Source organism: Flavobacterium flavipigmentatum (genome assembly GCF_020911905.1).
GTDB classification, from domain to species: Bacteria; Bacteroidota; Bacteroidia; order Flavobacteriales; family Flavobacteriaceae; genus Flavobacterium; species Flavobacterium flavipigmentatum.
This window is the reverse complement of the sequence record NZ_CP087133.1, coordinates 1,923,183-1,939,843: the sequence shown is the minus strand read 5'-3', so window position 1 is coordinate 1,939,843 and position 16,661 is coordinate 1,923,183. Positions and strand designations below refer to the sequence as shown.

Genomic DNA, 16,661 nt, shown 5'->3' with positions numbered 1-16,661 from the left:
AGAAATTCTTTTATTTCTTCATTAGAAAGTCAAATTCTGAAATTCTGTGCGAAGATAAAAAAAATAACCCGAAAATTAAATCCAATTTTCGGGCTATCTCTATTTTGATGAAAGTAAAATTAATCTACGTTGTCGTGCAAAAATGAATTATTTGAACGTAATTGCAAATCGTTATTACTATCTGTCCCTACTGAAATTCTAGAATTAGTTGGCCCTGACTGCGAATTAGACAAATCAATGCCTAATCTTTTGTAAGCAGGCTCTTTTTCGAGCTCATCAATTCTGGAAACATTATTATGAAATTTATAATTAAATTCTTTTAGTTTCTTTCTTCTTTCCTCGGCTCTTAATCTCAAAGTTTCTTCAATCGTCAATTCCATCGGAGAAATGTTTTCAGATGTGTTAGAAGCAACTTCCTGAGCAAAATCGATCTTTGGTTTAAGCGTGATATTGAGTTCTGCCGGAATTACCTCTTCAATAGGTTTTTCAACTGGCTTTGAAGCGATCAGATCGTTCTCTACTTCCATGTACTCTTCCAAAGAATATTTGATTATTCCGTTTTCAGAAAGTTCAGTAACCGGAACAAACTGTACAGGATCGTTTACTTTTATATTACGCGTTTCGTTTGTTAATTCGAATAAAATTTTATTTTCTTCCTCAACAACAGGCTGTTTTTTTACTTCCGGCTCTTGTCTGAAAAGTGGTAAATCAAAAGAAAAAGTAGTTTGTTCTTCTCTTTCCATAAAACGATGTTGCACTGGTTTTACCTCTTCTACTTTGGTTGTTTCGGCAGCTGAAATGGTAAAATCGATATCGGTGATTGGGGAAACAATTTCGAAAGTTACATCCAGATTTTTAATAAATTCAGACATTACCACTAACTCTTCCTGATTGATCACTGGAGCAACAGCAACCGGAGTAGGTATTGTAGGAGCAAACGGTTCTTCCATCAAATCAAAAACAATTTTATCTTCAGATTTAGCAGTAGTTGTCTCTGCGTTCAAATCAAAAGAAGTTAGTGTTTTATTGGTAAGATTATGAACACTTCTTTGTTCATCTTCTAAGGTATGAATGATTTTTTTAGGTTCTGTATTTACAATTTCGTTTTGTTGTTCTACATCAAAACCAGTCGCAATAATGGTTACAGCAATAGCATCACCAAGAGTATCATCTTCACCAACTCCCATGATAATATTAGCATTAAACCCAGCCTCTGCCTGAATGTGGTCGTTGATTTCGCCAATTTCATCCAAGGTAATTTCGTTTGATCCAGAAACGATAAGCAACAATACGTTTTTGGCTCCTGTAATTTTGTTATCATTTAATAACGGAGAATCCAACGCAGATACAATGGCTTCTTTTGCTCTGTTTTCACCAGCCGCAACAGAAGAACCCATAATCGCAGTTCCGCTATTAGACAATACGGTTTTGGCATCACGTAAATCGATATTTTGCGTATAGTGATGCGTTATAACTTCGGCAATACCTCTTGATGCGGTTGCCAAAACTTCGTCGGCTTTCGAGAATCCTGCTTTAAAACCAAGATTTCCGTAAACTTCTCTTAATTTATTATTGTTAATTACAATTAGAGAATCTACTTGCTTACGCAACTTCTCGATTCCTAAAAGTGCTTGCTCCTGACGCACTTTTCCTTCAAACTGAAAAGGGATCGTAACGATACCTACTGTCAGAATCTCTCTTTCTTTGGCCAATTGAGCAATAACCGGAGCAGCACCTGTTCCTGTTCCGCCACCCATACCGGCAGTAATAAAAACCATTTTGGTATTGCGATCCAACATTTTTTCGATATCAGCAATACTTTCGATAGCAGATTGCTGTCCTACATCTGGATTTGCACCAGCGCCAAGACCTTCTGTTAAATTAACCCCTAATTGAATCTTATTCGGAACGGCACTGTTTTGAAGTGCTTGCGAGTCTGTATTACAAACGATAAAATCTACCCCTTTAATACCTTGCTTAAACATGTGGTTGATAGCGTTACTACCACCTCCACCTACACCTATAACTTTTATAACATTTGATTGGTTTTTTGGTAAATCAAATGAAATGCTTCCAAATTCTGAGTTGCTCATCATGTTTTGGTTTTGAAATTCTTATTTAATACATTTTTTACTTCTTGACTTGGGGCAAAAAGTAATCCTTTTCTTTTTTTATTCTAATTTATTCTGCGTTGTCTAAAAAATCTTTGATTTTATCGACATAACGATCAAAAAATGATCTTCTTATTTTGGTCTCCGTAGATTCTTCTTTAACCACATTATTTCTAATTTCTCGTGGCGTTTCTTCGATAATTTCTACTCTTTCAACGTAATTTTCTTCTACTTCGTATCGTTGTTGCTGCACGGGTGGAGCATTTCTGTACACCACTTTTGTCTTCTCATTTACAACTTGCATTTGCACAGCACTTTGTGTACTATTTTCGATACTATTCATTACAAGACCAACCGCCGTTGCAAACAATGGACTAGAGATTTCTTCACTAGAATTACCCGCCAAATGCTCGTTTGGATATCCAATTCTGGTATCCATCCCCGTAATGTACTCTACCAATTGCTTAACATGCTTTAGTTGAGCGCCGCCACCTGTAAGTACAATTCCAGCAATCAATTTTTTGCGCGGATCTTCATGTCCGTATGCTTTTATTTCTGTAAAAACCTGTTCTATAATTTCAACCACACGAGCGTGAATGATTTTAGATAAGTTTTTAAGTGAAATTTCCTTAGGTTCTCTGCCTCTTAGACCCGGAATAGAAACGATCTCATTATCTTTATTTTCTCCCGGCCATGCAGATCCGAATTTTATTTTTAAAAGCTCTGCTTGTTTTTCGATAATTGAACACCCCTCTTTAATATCCTCTGTAATAACATTTCCTCCGAAAGGAATTACAGCGGTATGACGAATAATTCCGTCCTTAAAAATGGCTAAATCTGTTGTTCCTCCACCGATATCAATTAGCGCTACACCTGCTTCTTTTTCTTCCTGACTTAAAACTGCATCTGCCGAAGCTAAAGGTTCTAATGTTAAACCCGACAATTCGATTCCTGAACTCTGAATACATCTTCCGACATTTCTGATAGAAGAAGCCTGACCAACCACTACGTGAAAACTAGACTCTAATCTTCCACCATACATCCCGATTGGCTCTTTTATCTCAGATTGACCATCAATTTTAAATTCTTGGGGCAAAACATGAATAATTTCTTCTCCTGGTAACATAGCAAGTTTATTAACCTGATCGATCAAAAGTTGAATATCATTTTCGCCAATTACTTCTTCCGGATTACTCCTGCTGATGTAATCTGTATGCTGAATACTTCTGATGTGTTGCCCTGCAATACCCACAACGACATCTTTTATTTTGTAACCTGAATTATTTTCTGCTTCAAGTATCGCTTGTTGAATTGACTGAATAGTTTGCGTAATGTTGTTTACAACTCCTCTGGCAACACCCAAACTTTTGGATTTTCCAATTCCTAAAATTTCCAACTTACCATACTCATTCTTCTTGCCTATCATGGCAACTATTTTGGTTGTTCCAATATCTAGACCTACTGCAATGTTATCTTTTCCCATTTTCTATTATTTTGTGCAAACTACTTGTTCCGTAAACCTTAAATCAATCTTTTTATATTTATAAAGCGAACTATCTAAAACAGCTTTCTGAAAAAAGGCTTTATAATTTTCAAATTTTCGTTCAACATTTATCGTTCTTCCAAAATCAATGAAGTAATTATAATTTCTGTTAAACATTTTTAAGCTACCATTAGGCATAATTTGTATTGCAATGATGTTTTTCTTCAAAAACACATCGTCATAAATTAAGCGAAATAAAGTAGCTAAATCTTCGTTATTTTTTTCATTTATGGTTCCCGAAACAAGAGGAACTCTGGCTGTAAAATTATCAGAAAGCGGCATTCTACCACCCTTATAATCAATATAAAACGACCTCTGCCCGTCAAAAAAACGAGCTACAGGAGTCTTCTGTTTTACCACCGCTTTAAGAACCCCATCGATACTTACAAATACATCTGACTTTTCAATCATCTCTTGCGTATCAAGGGTTTTCTCTATTTTATTCAAATCTACTTCATCTTTTCTAATACTTGAAGCATCTCTTTTATTTTCTATCAACAATTTATTAACCGTTTCGGGAGTGACAAAAATTGTATTTTCTCCTACAAAAACTACCGTAGATTTTTTCAATTTCCGATCTCCATTTCGATGTTGAGCAAACGAATACAAAAAAAGTACAAGCCCAAAAATGAGCAGTAATCGAATGTTTGTCCAATTAAATAGTTTCATTTAACAATTTTTTGATTGACGGAACCATTTCTCCAATATCACCAGCTCCTATCGTAACAATTATTGGCGCATCGCTAGCTTTGATGGACGCTAATAAATCTTCTTTTGCAACGATTTTTTTGTTCGAATTTGTCATTTTCCCCAACAACCATTCCGATGTCACACCTTCCATTGGTAATTCGCGTGCGGGATAAATATCCATCAAAAGTACTTCATCAAAAGCAGACAGACTTTCGGCAAAACCATCTATAAAATCTTTTGTTCTGCTAAATAAATGTGGCTGAAAAACAGCTAAAACTTTTTGGTCAGGATATAATTCTCTAACCGCCTGATGCACTGCATTTATTTCTGTTGGATGATGTGCATAATCATCAATATAAACTAATTTTTCGGTCTTAATCTGATACGAAAAACGTCTTCTGATTCCTCTGAATGAAGCAATAGCTTTTGCAATGGATTCTGTCGGTGTGCCAAACGTTTTCGCCATCGCAATAGCCATTAGTCCATTCATTAAATTGTGTTTTCCCGGCAAACCAAAATGCAAATCTTTGATAATTTCTGACGGCGTTTGCACATCAAAAACATAACTTGCGTTTTCTATACGAACATTAAAAGCTTTGTAAACGGCTTCTTCATTTATCGCACACTGAATGCCTTCTAACGGTAATTCTTTGGTTATAAAAAGATTATTCTTATCTTCTACTTTCGATGCAAATTCAACAAAAGAGGCTTCTATAGCTTCACTTGTTCCGTAAATATCCAAATGATCTGCATCCATAGAAGTGATACACGCAATATTGGGATGCAAATGCAAAAACGAACGATCAAATTCATCTGCCTCAACAACCGTTACGGTTTTTCCGCTTCCAATTAAATTCGAATTATAATTCTCTACAATTCCGCCCACAAAAGCGGTAACATCAGCGCCACTTTCAAATAAAATATGCCCTAAAATACTTGAAGTAGTGGTCTTTCCGTGCGTACCTGCAACTGCAAAACAAAACGTATCTTTTGTAATAATACCTAAAACCTCAGCTCTTTTTTTGACCTGATATTCTCTTTCCAGAAAATAATTCCATTCTGAATGCGATATCGGAACCGCAGGCGTAATAATCACCAATGTATTCTCTACGAAATAATCACTTGGAATTAAATTAATATTATCTTCAAAATGAATGTTAATACCGCTTTCAATCAGCTCATTTGTAAGCATTGAAGGTGTTTTATCATAACCAGAAACCTGTTTCCCTATGTTTTTAAAATAGCGGGCCAGTGCACTCATTCCGATGCCTCCGATACCAATAAAATAAACGTTATGTATCTGATTTAAATTCATTTTATTTTTATTTATAAGCGTCTAACTTTCGTTTTTATTTTATAAAAAACTAACTGTTAACCCTTTGTCTTTTTACTTGTTTTTACGTTCAAGAAGCCCTAAAATAAGCTTCTGTTTTTTGATGTCGTTTTATAATTTCGATTAAAACTTACATTATAACAACTTTATAATCTGCGCTACAATATCTTTGGTAGCATTTGGCTTGGCCAACTTTTTTATATTGGTACTCAACTGTTTTTGTTTGCCGTCATCTTTCAACAGGGCTTCAAAAACAATACTAAATTGGCTTTCTAATTCTGATTCTTTCAATAAAATAGCCCCTTTTTCATCTACAATTGCCTGAGCATTTTTTGTTTGATGATCTTCTGCAACATTCGGTGATGGAATAAAAACAACAGGCTTCCCTACAATACATAATTCTGAAACCGATGAGGCTCCGGCGCGCGAAATGATCACATCCGCTGCAGCGTAGACAAAATCCATTCTTTCAATAAAATCAACGACTCTTATATTTTGCTGACTGTGTTTTTTATACTCTTCAAAATACAATTTCCCACATTGCCAGATAATTTGAACATCCAGAGAAAGTAAAGTAAGCAATTCCTTTTCGATTAATTGGTTTACCCTTCTAGCCCCCAAACTTCCGCCTAAAACCAAAAGTGTTTTTTTATTTGGATCTAAGCCATAAAAAGCAATTGCTTCATCTGTTTTACTGTCAATATCTATTAAATCCTGACGAACCGGATTACCCGTTAAAACCATTTTTTCTTTTGGAAAAAAGCGCTCTAAATTCTCGTAAGCAACACAGATTTTATTGGCTCTTCTGCTCAATAATTTATTGGTTATCCCAGGAAACGAGTTCTGTTCCTGAATAACTGTCGGGATTCCTGCTCCTCCTGCTGCCTGCAATAATGGCCCACTGGCAAAACCACCTGTGCCTATCACTACATTAGGCTTAAATTGTTTGATGATGCGTCTTGACTCCAGCAAACTTGTTGCCAATTTTAATGGAAACATCAAATTTTGCAGGGTTAATTTTCTCTGTAAACCAGCAATCCAAAGACCTTTTATTTCGTATCCCGCCTGTGGTACTTTTTGCATCTCCATTTTATCTTTGGCCCCCACAAAAAGAAACTCTGCATCCGGAAATTGTAGTTTTAATTCGTTTGCAATAGCAATCGCAGGATAGATATGTCCTCCTGTACCGCCACCGCTTAATATGAATTTATACTTAGTCATATTTTTTAAAATTATAACGCTTTAAAAACTATCTTTTTTATTTATTTAAAACTGCGTTCATCGGATTTTTAGAAGTATCTTCAATAGAATACATTTCTTCTTCCTGATCGCTTGGTAAATCTTCTTCGCTTAATTCTCTGTCAATTAATCGTTGAAGTGCTTCTTTGCGTTTTTCCTTTTCTATCTGCTCTTCGACAATTTCCTCGTCTTTTTTAGTCACGCTAATTATAATTCCGAGTGAAAAACAGGTCATCCAAATAGAACTACCACCACTACTTATCAGCGGAAGCGTTTGTCCTGTTACAGGCAATAATTCTACCGCTACTGCCATATTAATCATCGCCTGAAATATCATCGGAAACCCGAGGCCGACGACGACTAATTTTCCGAATAATGTATTGGCTTTGTGCGAGGCAATTACAAATCGAAACAAAAGCAATAAATACAAAAGCAAGATCGAAACTCCGCCAACAAGACCGTATTCTTCTACAATAATGGCGTAAATAAAATCGGAAGAGGATTGTGGCAAAAAGTTCTTCTGAACACTTTTACCTGGTCCTAAGCCTCCAAATCTTCCTGACGCAATAGCAATTTTTGCTTTTTCTATTTGATAATCATCTTCGTCTGGTTTGTCTGTGGTAAAATTTTCTATACGGCTTCCCCAGGTTCCTACCCTGCTAAAAAAACGTGATTCGGGAAATGCTTTCGCGATAAGCAAAAAGAAAACCAGCATAACAACACCTGAACCAATAATGAAACTAATATATTTTAAAGGATATTTACCAATAAATGTTAACATAATTACCATTGAAAAAATCAACGCTGTTGTCGAAAAGTTAGCGGGTAAAATAAGTGCTAATGTGATAAAAACCGGTACCCACAACTGAATTAGTGAAGCCTGGAAGGGCTCATTTTCTTCTTTTGTTTTAGACAAATAACGAGCCACAAATATAAACAGCACAATAGCCGCCATTGTAGAAGTCTGAAAAGTGATTCCGATAAACGGCACCTGAATCCAACGACTCGCATTAGCGCCCGCAATTACAGTTCCTTTTAGTAATGTATAAAGCAATAATATCCAAACGATAGGCAATGCAATTTTTGAAATCGCCCTAAAATAATGGTACGGCACTTTATGCACCCAATAAATGATCATGAAACCAATACAAATATGTGCCAAATGTTTGACCAAATAACCTAGTGTATTTCCTGTACCGTGACCTATGTAGGCCAAATTACTACTCGCACTAAAAACAGGCATAAACGAAAACAACGCCAATAAAGCCACGAATGACCATATTACCCTATCTCCTTTTAATTTGTTTACGAGTTGTTTCATTTTAGATTTCTGATTTTAGATTTTAGATTTTTTTAAACCTTCGGTTTTATATTTTTATTAATTCTGTTATTTACTGTTTTTAAACTACTAACGAAAATAGCTGTTAACTGATTTCCTTCTTTCCAAATTATTTCTAACTCTGACTTGTCACTCCAATCTTTTTCTTTTATAATTTCCAACCAAAACAAAGTTTCATCTGCTTCCTCTAAAACGATATTCATTTTAGCAATAAATTCTTTATCACTTCTTGCTCGACAAACTGCTCTATAATTTGCTCCAACAGATGTACCACTTCTTACGATCTGATTTGCAATTACTTTTACAATATATGTTGTCGGTAATTTTTCTGCTAAATCTATTATTGTCAAAGAAAACTTTTTTGTTCTCAACTTCATTTCATCCGTCGTCATAACCCAAAGAACTTACTATATTTTGAATTCAAAGTTTAGAGAAATCTAAAATCTGAACTCTAAAATCTAAAATTATAAATTTTGCACCGCTTGTTTAAACTGCTTTCCTCTGTCTTCGTAATTTTCGAATAAGTCGAAACTTGCGCAAGCCGGTGATAATAAAACCGCATCACCTTTTTCGGTTAAGCGTTGTGCTGTTTTTACAGCATCTTTCATATTATTGACTTCAACCATGATATCTACAACATCACCAAAAGCACTTATAATTTTATGATTATCAACACCAAGGCAGATAATTGCCTTTACTTTTTCGCGAACCAATGACATCAATTCGTTGTAATCATTTCCTTTATCAACACCACCTACAATCCAGACCGTTGGCACATTCATACTATCTAAAGCAAAGAAAGTAGCGTTTACATTCGTAGCTTTTGAATCGTTGATATATTGCACATTCTGAATTTTCAGTACTTTTTCTAAACGGTGTTCAGCACCTTGAAAATTAGATAAACTTTCGCGAATTGTTGCATTTCTAATTTGCATCAATTTTGCTACAGAGCTTGCTGCCATTGCGTTTTTCATATTATGTTTTCCTTCTAACGCAATGTATTCTGTTTCCATTGTAAACTCTTCTTGGTTAATCTTTATTTCCATTTTATTGTCTTTTATAGAAGCCCCTTCATTGAATTCTTTAGACAATGAAAAAGGGATTAATTTTGCTTTTGTTTTGTTACTCTGTAACCATCCTGCGATTGCCTCATCATCTGCATCATAAATAAGGTAGTCGCTCTCCGTCTGATTCATCGTTATTCTAAATTTAGAATTGATGTAATTTTCATATTTGTATTCGTACCGGTCTAAATGATCCGGACTAATATTGGTAATAATGGCAATATCCGGTCTGTAATCTATGATTCCGTCCAGCTGGAAACTGCTTAACTCAAGCACATAGGCATCGTATTTGTCTTCGGCCACTTGCCATGCAAAACTTTTTCCGATGTTTCCTCCCAGCGCTACATTTAGCCCAGCGGATTTTAACAGATGATGGGTAAGCATTGTGGTGGTGGTTTTACCGTTACTACCCGTTATTCCTATTGTTAAAGCTTTGGTAAAAGATTTTGCAAATTCGATTTCCGAAATCACTTTTATTCCAGCGGCAATAAGCTTTTTTACTATCGGAGATTTCTCTGGAATCCCTGGACTTTTCATGACAACATCGGCATTCAAAATCAGGTCTTCGGTATGTTTTTCTTCCTCCCAGTCAATTCCATTAATAATAAGAACTTCTTTATAACTTTCTTTTATCTTTCCAAAATCCGATACAAAAACATCGTATCCTTTTTTCTTTCCCAGAATAGCAGTACCTACACCGCTTTCTCCTCCACCTAAAATAACCAGCCTCATCTATCGTAGTTTTAAGGTCACAATTGATAATATGGCCAACATGATAGCAACAATCCAAAAACGGGTTACGATTTTACTTTCATGGTATCCTTTCTTCTGATAATGGTGATGTAAAGGCGACATCAAGAAAATTCTTCTGCCCTCTCCGAAACGTTTTTTGGTGTATTTAAAGTAAGCCACCTGTAGAATTACAGAAGCGCTTTCTGCCAAAAAGATTCCTCCAAAGAGAACAATTAATATTTCTTTTCGAACTGCAATTGCCAAAACTGCAATGATTCCGCCGATAGTTAAACTTCCTGTATCTCCCATAAAAACTGATGCCGGAAACGAATTGTACCACAGAAATCCGATTAGCGCACCAACAAAAGCAGATATAAAAACCGTCATTTCTCCAGAATTGGGGATATACATTATATTCAGATAATTAGAAAAAATAATATTTCCCGAAACGAAGGTAAAAATCCCGAGCGCGAGGACCGATATTGCAGATGTTCCTGCTGCGAGACCATCGATACCGTCTGTTAAATTAGCTCCATTTGAAACCGCTGTTATGATAAAAATTACTACCGGAATAAAAATTAGCCAAGCCCATTTTTCGTATCCTTCACCTGTAAAAGCCAATATTTCAGCATAATCAAATTCGTTGTTTTTTACAAAAGGAATGGTCGTCGCTGTCGATTTTTCTTCTACAGGAGCAGGCAAAACCACCGTTGTATTGGTTGTTTTATAAATATCTGATCTTCCTGTATCGGTTCTAACAGTCACTGCGGGATTAAAATAAAGCACCGTTCCTACTATTATTCCCAAACCAACTTGTCCGATTACCTTAAAAATTCCTTTAAGTCCTTGTTTGTCTTTTTTGAATATTTTGATATAATCGTCAATAAAACCAATCGTTCCCATCCAAAGAGTGGTAACAATAAGCAATACGATATAGATATTATGCAAACGGGCAAATAACAAAACAGGTACCAGCGTTGCAAAAATGATGATCAGTCCCCCCATTGTTGGTGTTCCTGCTTTTTCATTTTGACCTGCAAGACCAAGCTCACGAACAGTCTCACCAACTTGCTGACTTCTCAAAAAATTGATAATTCTTTTTCCGTAAATCGTTGACAAAAGCAATGAGAGCATCAATGCCAGTGCCGATCTAAAAGTGATGTACTGAAAAACTCCCGTTCCTGGCAGGTCTAATGTTTTGTCTAAATATTCAAATAAATAGTATAACATATATCTTGGTTTATCTGGTTAATCGTTAATTTGTTTATTCGCAAGTTTTTGATTTAATAATTATTCGACTAAACGAATAATCAATTAACCGATTAAACTTTTTTATTTTCCTAATTGTTCTAAAATTTCTTTCACCGTTTCCATATCATCAAAATGATGGCGAACTCCGTTTACTTCCTGATAGGTCTCGTGTCCTTTGCCTGCAATCAGAATAATATCGTTAGACTGTGCCAATTGGCAAGCTGTTTTTATGGCTTGTTTTCGATCGGTGATTCTCAGCATTTTTTTGTAATTCTGCGGTTCTACTCCCATTTCCATTTCATCCAAAATGACTTCCGGATTTTCGTTTCTCGGATTATCCGAAGTTAAAATCGCTTTATCGCTAAGATCTGTAGCAATTTTGGACATTATAGGACGCTTTGTTTTGTCTCTGTTTCCTCCGCATCCCACAACCGTTATCAATTGCTCGTTTTTGGTACGGACATCTTCGATGGTTTTCAAAACATTCTCTAGCGCATCCGGAGTATGAGCATAATCAACGATTGCCGTAATATTACTCTCGGAAATTATATACTGAAAACGCCCTGAAACACTCTCCAAATCAGATAACAATCGCAAAGCCTCAAGGCTATCCATTCCTAATTCTATCGCAGTTCCGTAGATAGCTAACACATTGTATGCATTAAAAGTCCCGATTAGTTTTACCCAAACTTCGTTCTCGTTTACCTTCAATAACAAACCAGACATTTGGCTTTCTAAAATAATGGCTTTAAAATCTGCATAGGTTTTAAGCGCATACGTACGTTTTCTGGCTACAGTATTTTGCAACATTACCGCTCCATTTTTATCATCACTATTCGATAACGCAAAAGCAGTTTTAGGCAACGAATCAAAAAATGATTTTTTTACATCTCTGTATTCTGCAAATGTGGGATGGTAATCTAAATGGTCATGCGACAGATTTGTAAAAATCCCGCCAACAAAATGCAACGCTTCTGTTCTTTTTTGATGAATCCCGTGTGAACTCACTTCCATAAAACAATGTGTTACGCCAGCTTTGACCATTTCATTCAAATAATAATTGATCGTAATAGAATCCGGCGTAGTATGTGTCGCTTTATATTCTATCTTATCGACCATGATTTTTACAGTTGACAGCAAACCAACTTTAAAACCAGCGTTTTCAAACAATTGAAACAATAATGACGCAATAGTTGTCTTTCCGTTTGTCCCCGTTACACCTACCAATTTTAACTTTTCAGAAGGATTTTCAAAAAAATTAGCCGCCATAAAAGCCAATGCAGCATTGGTATCTTGTACTTTTATATAGGTAATTCCTTTTTCTAATTTTTCCGGCAAAGTATCGCAAATAATCGCAGTTGCACCTAACTGAATCGCTTTTTCGATAAAATCATGCCCATCAGAAAGTGATCCGCGAATGGCAACAAAAAGATCGTTTTCTTCTATTTTTCTCGAATCAAAATCAATTTTATGAATGGCAATATCCGTCGAACCCGTTACAGATTCGATAGCTACTTTATATAATATGTCTTTTAATATTTTCACGATAATTCTAAAACTATGGTTGTATTTTTTACAATATTTTGTCCCGCCTGAATCGATTGATTCTTCACTTTTCCTACGCCGTTTACTTTTACCTTTAAACCTAAATTTTCAAGCAAAGCAATAGCATCCATGCCAGGCATTCCTTTTAAATTGGGAATACTCTTGTGTTTTTTATTGACTTGCGCAGTGTAATTATCATAACTATTATCCTGCTTTGGGATTCTTTTTTCTAAATTTTTTATCTGATTTGTCGATGGTGCATCAGTAAATATTTTTTGGGCAATACGCTTAAAAACCGGCCCGGCGACATCTGCTCCGTAATAATTGTTTTTTGCCGTATTAGGTTTATGTACCACCACAATACAAGAATATTTGGGATGATCTGCCGGAAAATACCCCACGAAAGAGGACGCATAATACAAGCCTTCTTTACCTGCTTTTCCGTAATTTACCTGAACTGTCCCTGTTTTTCCTGCCATCGAAAAATCTTTCGAGTATAATTTAGAACCAGTACCTTTCTTAACCACATTTAACAGTACTGCTTTTAATTTTTTGATGGTTTCCGGCGAACAAACCTTTGGGTTAATAACCTCTACATCAAACTTTTTAATGGTTTTATTCCACTCTTTGATTTCTGAAACAAATTGTGGTTTTACCATTACACCATTATTCGCTACCGAATTATAAAAAGTCAAGGTTTGCATTGGTGTTACCGAAACTTCATAACCAAAAGCCATCCACGGAAGTGAAATACCAGACCAACCTTTTTCTCCCGGATACGGAATTACCGCTTTTCCTTCACCTTTAAAATGTAATCCTAAAGTTTTATTCAACCCAAAACTTCTAATATGATCTACAAATTTCTTCGGATTATTTTTATAGTTTTGATAAACTGCCTGGGCCATTACCGTATTTGAAGAAAGTTCGAATCCTCTTGCCAACGATATTTTTCCGTAACCTCCTATGTGCGAATCACGAACAGACCTTCCGTAATACTTAACTACTCCTCCATGTGTATCATAAACAGTACTTGTATCTGCTACTTTATCTTCTAAAATAGCCATTAAATCGACTAATTTAAAAGTAGAACCCGGCTCATGAGATTCTGCTACCGCATAATTGGTCGTTTCATAATAAGAGCCGTCATCTGCTCTTCCTAGATTAGCAATTGCCTTTACATGACCTGTTTCGGTTTCCATCACCACAACACAACCGTGATCGGCTTCATATTCTTGCAATTGTTTCAAGAGTGCATGGTGTGCGATATCCTGAATAAATACATCAAGAGTCGAAATCACATCAAAACCATCCTGAGGATCTACTTCGTTTACATCACGAATAGGTTTCCATTGCCCTTTGGCTATTTTTTGTTTTAAAATTTTACCGTCTTTTCCGTTCAAATAACTTTTAAAAGCCCACTCGATTCCTTTTCCAACCTCTACTCCAGTTGCCGGATCAACTCGATCGTAACCAATTGTTCTCTCAGCAATTTTTCCTATTGGATGCTCTCTTACCGTTTCTTGCTCAATGATTACACCGCCTTTGAATGCCCCTAATTTGAACAATGGAAAACCTTTTATTTTTACATATTCTGTGTAACTTAAATTCCTAGCAATCAAATAATAACGATTTTTATTTGCTCGGGCTTTTCTTAATTCATTCTGAAAATAACTACTTGATTTTCCTAAAACAGATGTCAAAGAATCTGCCAATGGTTTTACATTTTTCTCAAAAGTCTCTGTTTTTGGCGCTTGCGAATCAAAACGAATTTCATAATTTGGAATCGAAGTTGCCAGCAAACTTCCATCTGCCGAATAAATATTTCCTTTATTAGCTGGAATTACAAAATTTCTAACCGTACGCTGTTTGGCTAATTTTCTGTAATAATCTCCCTCAATCCACTGAATATTGGTCAATTTAACGACAATAGCAATTGCCATCACAAAGATGAAAACTGCTACGAGGTAAATTCTGTAGGATATATGTTTATCGTCTACTGCCATATTCTTTTAAAGAAACTTTTTTCTTCTTCTTTTTTAACTTCTATTTTTACAGGAGGCACTGTTGATGGAAAAATTTGCTTTTCGAGCATTTTATCCGATATGGTTGACTCCATTTTTAATTTCATTAATTCAGAGCGTCGGTCTACAAATTCTGACCGCAATTCTTTTACTTCATTGTTCAGTTTGGCTATTTCAAAAACCTTTTGCTCGTATCGCTGCGTATTGGCAATCATTATTATAGCAAGCAGGATGATAAAAACAATGAAACGCCAGTTTTTTACCGCATCATCATTGATAAGAAATCTGGCTTTTAAGATGTCAAATACTCCGCTCTTCATTACAAACTATTTATATTTTTTCGGCAATTCTCAATTTTGCACTTCTTGCTCTGTTATTCATTTTGATTTCGGCATCATCCGGAACAATTAATTTTCCGATGGTTTTAAACGGAACCGAAAAATTCCCATAAAAATCGCGCTCTGGTTCCCCTTCAAACATTCCGTTTTTGATAAATCTTTTTACCAGTCGATCTTCCAAAGAATGATACGAAATCACCGAAAACCTCCCTCCTGGATTTAAAATCTCAAGGGATTGCTCGATAAACTCTTTCAGCACATCCATTTCCTGATTTACCTCGATACGAATCGCCTGATAAATTTGAGCCAATATTTTATTTCGAACCCTTTCCGGTAAGAATTTCGCTAATACATCTTTCAATTCATCTGTGGTTTTGATAGGATGATTTTCTCTTGCTTCTATAATTGTTCTTGACAAAACGGGTGCGTTTTTCAATTCCCCGTAATCCAAAAACACTCTTCTTAAGTTGGCTTCATCATATTCGTTAACCACTCGATAGGCATTTAAATCATTTTTCTGACTCATGCGCATGTCCAAATCGGCATCAAAACGGGTCGAAAAACCTCTTTCAGGAACATCAAACTGATGCGATGAAACACCTAAATCGGCCAAAATTCCGTCAACACTTTTTATTCCGTGAAAACGTAAAAATCTTTTTATAAATCTAAAATTATCATTAATTAAGGTGAACCTTTCATCTGGGAGTGCATTGGCAAGCGCATCTTCATCCTGATCAAAAGCAAATAATTTTCCGTTTGGCCCCAATCTTTTCAAAATTTCTTTTGAATGACCTCCGCCGCCAAACGTTACATCTACATAAATACCGTCGGGTTTAATATTTAAACCATCAACTGTAGGATGAAGTAAAACCGGATTATGATATTCCATTGTCGTCGTCATTAATATTTCCCATTACTTCTTCGGCCAGATCTGCAAAATCCATATCTTCGCCGCTTATTGATTTTTCGTATAAATCTTTATCCCAAATTTCGACAATATTAACTGCAGATGAAAAAACCACATCTTTCGAGATACCCGAAAATGCTACCAAATCCTTCGGAACCAACAATCTTCCTAATGCATCAATTTCTACCACTTTTACACCAGCCGTAAATCTTCGGATAAAGTCATTGTTCTTTTTTACAAAGCGATTTAGCTTGTTGATTTTTTGCATCATCAAGTTCCATTCTTCCATTGGATACAATTCTAAACAAGGCTGAAAAACAGAGCGCTTCAAGACGAATCCGTCCTGAAGAGAAGAAGCCAATTGCTTTTTTAGGGGCGCTGGCATTAGCAGCCTCCCTTTAGCATCAACTTTACACTCGTATGTTCCTACAATTGTGTTCAAGAAAATGTATTAAAATGTTATACAGCAAAAATATAAAAAATATTACCACATTTTACCACTATATACCACTTTGTTAATAAGTTTAACCACTTTTACCCCCAGAATC

The 16,661-nt window shown here is 35.7% G+C and carries 14 protein-coding genes; all 14 read right to left on the bottom strand.

Annotated features, from left to right (window positions below):
• Positions 1-119: 119 nt before the first annotated feature.
• Positions 120-2,096 (bottom strand): cell division protein FtsZ, encoded by a 1,977-nt coding sequence (gene ftsZ, locus LNP22_RS08770; RefSeq protein ID WP_229976199.1) that lies wholly within the window; start codon positions 2,094-2,096, stop codon positions 120-122.
• An 85-nt stretch (positions 2,097-2,181) separates the two neighbouring features.
• Positions 2,182-3,594: a cell division protein FtsA gene (gene ftsA, locus LNP22_RS08765; RefSeq protein WP_229976198.1), complete on the bottom strand. Its 1,413-nt coding sequence runs from the start codon at positions 3,592-3,594 to the stop codon at positions 2,182-2,184.
• Positions 3,595-3,600: 6 nt separating this feature from the next.
• A complete protein-coding gene (locus LNP22_RS08760; RefSeq protein WP_210664727.1) occupies positions 3,601-4,323 on the bottom strand; it encodes a cell division protein FtsQ/DivIB in 723 nt (240 codons plus the stop codon).
• Positions 4,310-5,659, bottom strand: a complete 1,350-nt coding sequence (gene murC / locus LNP22_RS08755; protein WP_229976197.1) for a UDP-N-acetylmuramate--L-alanine ligase — start codon at positions 5,657-5,659, stop codon at positions 4,310-4,312. Before murC ends, LNP22_RS08760 begins: the two co-directional genes overlap by 14 nt.
• Positions 5,660-5,812: 153 nt before the next feature.
• Positions 5,813-6,898 carry an undecaprenyldiphospho-muramoylpentapeptide beta-N-acetylglucosaminyltransferase gene (gene murG, locus LNP22_RS08750; RefSeq protein WP_229976196.1) on the bottom strand — a complete coding sequence of 362 codons (1,086 nt, stop codon included), beginning with the start codon at positions 6,896-6,898 and terminating at the stop codon, positions 5,813-5,815.
• 37 nt (positions 6,899-6,935) lie between these two features.
• The gene (locus tag LNP22_RS08745; RefSeq protein WP_229976195.1) at positions 6,936-8,237 is read right to left on the bottom strand and encodes an FtsW/RodA/SpoVE family cell cycle protein; all 1,302 of its coding nucleotides are present in this window, start codon (positions 8,235-8,237) and stop codon (positions 6,936-6,938) included.
• Positions 8,238-8,269: 32 nt separating this feature from the next.
• Positions 8,270-8,605, bottom strand: a complete 336-nt coding sequence (locus LNP22_RS08740; protein WP_229976194.1) for a four helix bundle protein — start codon at positions 8,603-8,605, stop codon at positions 8,270-8,272.
• A 114-nt stretch (positions 8,606-8,719) separates the two neighbouring features.
• Positions 8,720-10,051 (bottom strand): UDP-N-acetylmuramoyl-L-alanine--D-glutamate ligase, encoded by a 1,332-nt coding sequence (gene murD, locus LNP22_RS08735; protein WP_229976193.1) that lies wholly within the window; start codon positions 10,049-10,051, stop codon positions 8,720-8,722.
• On the bottom strand, positions 10,052-11,281 hold the full coding sequence (gene mraY, locus LNP22_RS08730) for a phospho-N-acetylmuramoyl-pentapeptide-transferase (RefSeq protein WP_229976192.1): 1,230 nt from the start codon (positions 11,279-11,281) through the stop codon (positions 10,052-10,054).
• A 102-nt stretch (positions 11,282-11,383) separates the two neighbouring features.
• A complete protein-coding gene (locus tag LNP22_RS08725; RefSeq protein ID WP_229976191.1) occupies positions 11,384-12,847 on the bottom strand; it encodes a UDP-N-acetylmuramoyl-L-alanyl-D-glutamate--2,6-diaminopimelate ligase in 1,464 nt (487 codons plus the stop codon).
• Positions 12,844-14,850, bottom strand: coding sequence for a penicillin-binding protein (locus LNP22_RS08720; RefSeq protein WP_229976190.1), 2,007 nt, complete (start codon positions 14,848-14,850; stop codon positions 12,844-12,846). The genes LNP22_RS08725 and LNP22_RS08720 overlap by 4 nt, the downstream gene beginning before the upstream one ends.
• Positions 14,841-15,188 (bottom strand): FtsL-like putative cell division protein, encoded by a 348-nt coding sequence (locus tag LNP22_RS08715; RefSeq protein WP_210664719.1) that lies wholly within the window; start codon positions 15,186-15,188, stop codon positions 14,841-14,843. The genes LNP22_RS08720 and LNP22_RS08715 overlap by 10 nt, the downstream gene beginning before the upstream one ends.
• Before the next feature lie 10 nt (positions 15,189-15,198).
• Entirely contained in the window at positions 15,199-16,107 is a 909-nt protein-coding gene (gene rsmH / locus LNP22_RS08710; protein ID WP_229976189.1) for a 16S rRNA (cytosine(1402)-N(4))-methyltransferase RsmH, read from the bottom strand.
• On the bottom strand, positions 16,082-16,555 hold the full coding sequence (locus tag LNP22_RS08705; RefSeq protein ID WP_210664717.1) for a division/cell wall cluster transcriptional repressor MraZ: 474 nt from the start codon (positions 16,553-16,555) through the stop codon (positions 16,082-16,084). The genes rsmH and LNP22_RS08705 overlap by 26 nt, the downstream gene beginning before the upstream one ends.
• Positions 16,556-16,661 lie beyond the last annotated feature (106 nt).

Excerpts from the sequence above, each read along its gene's own strand:
- murC (WP_229976197.1), bottom strand. The coding sequence starts at position 5,659 with ATGAATTTAAATCAGATACATAACGTTTATTTTATTGGTATCGGAGGC.
- ftsZ (WP_229976199.1), bottom strand. The coding sequence starts at position 2,096 with ATGATGAGCAACTCAGAATTTGGAAGCATTTCATTTGATTTACCAAAA.
- mraY (WP_229976192.1), bottom strand. The coding sequence starts at position 11,281 with ATGTTATACTATTTATTTGAATATTTAGACAAAACATTAGACCTGCCA.
- LNP22_RS08720 (WP_229976190.1), bottom strand. The coding sequence starts at position 14,850 with ATGGCAGTAGACGATAAACATATATCCTACAGAATTTACCTCGTAGCA.
- murD (WP_229976193.1), bottom strand. The coding sequence starts at position 10,051 with ATGAGGCTGGTTATTTTAGGTGGAGGAGAAAGCGGTGTAGGTACTGCT.
- LNP22_RS08715 (WP_210664719.1), bottom strand. The coding sequence starts at position 15,188 with ATGAAGAGCGGAGTATTTGACATCTTAAAAGCCAGATTTCTTATCAAT.
- rsmH (WP_229976189.1), bottom strand. The coding sequence starts at position 16,107 with ATGACGACGACAATGGAATATCATAATCCGGTTTTACTTCATCCTACA.
- LNP22_RS08760 (WP_210664727.1), bottom strand. The coding sequence starts at position 4,323 with ATGAAACTATTTAATTGGACAAACATTCGATTACTGCTCATTTTTGGG.
- murG (WP_229976196.1), bottom strand. The coding sequence starts at position 6,898 with ATGACTAAGTATAAATTCATATTAAGCGGTGGCGGTACAGGAGGACAT.
- ftsA (WP_229976198.1), bottom strand. The coding sequence starts at position 3,594 with ATGGGAAAAGATAACATTGCAGTAGGTCTAGATATTGGAACAACCAAA.
- LNP22_RS08745 (WP_229976195.1), bottom strand. The coding sequence starts at position 8,237 with ATGAAACAACTCGTAAACAAATTAAAAGGAGATAGGGTAATATGGTCA.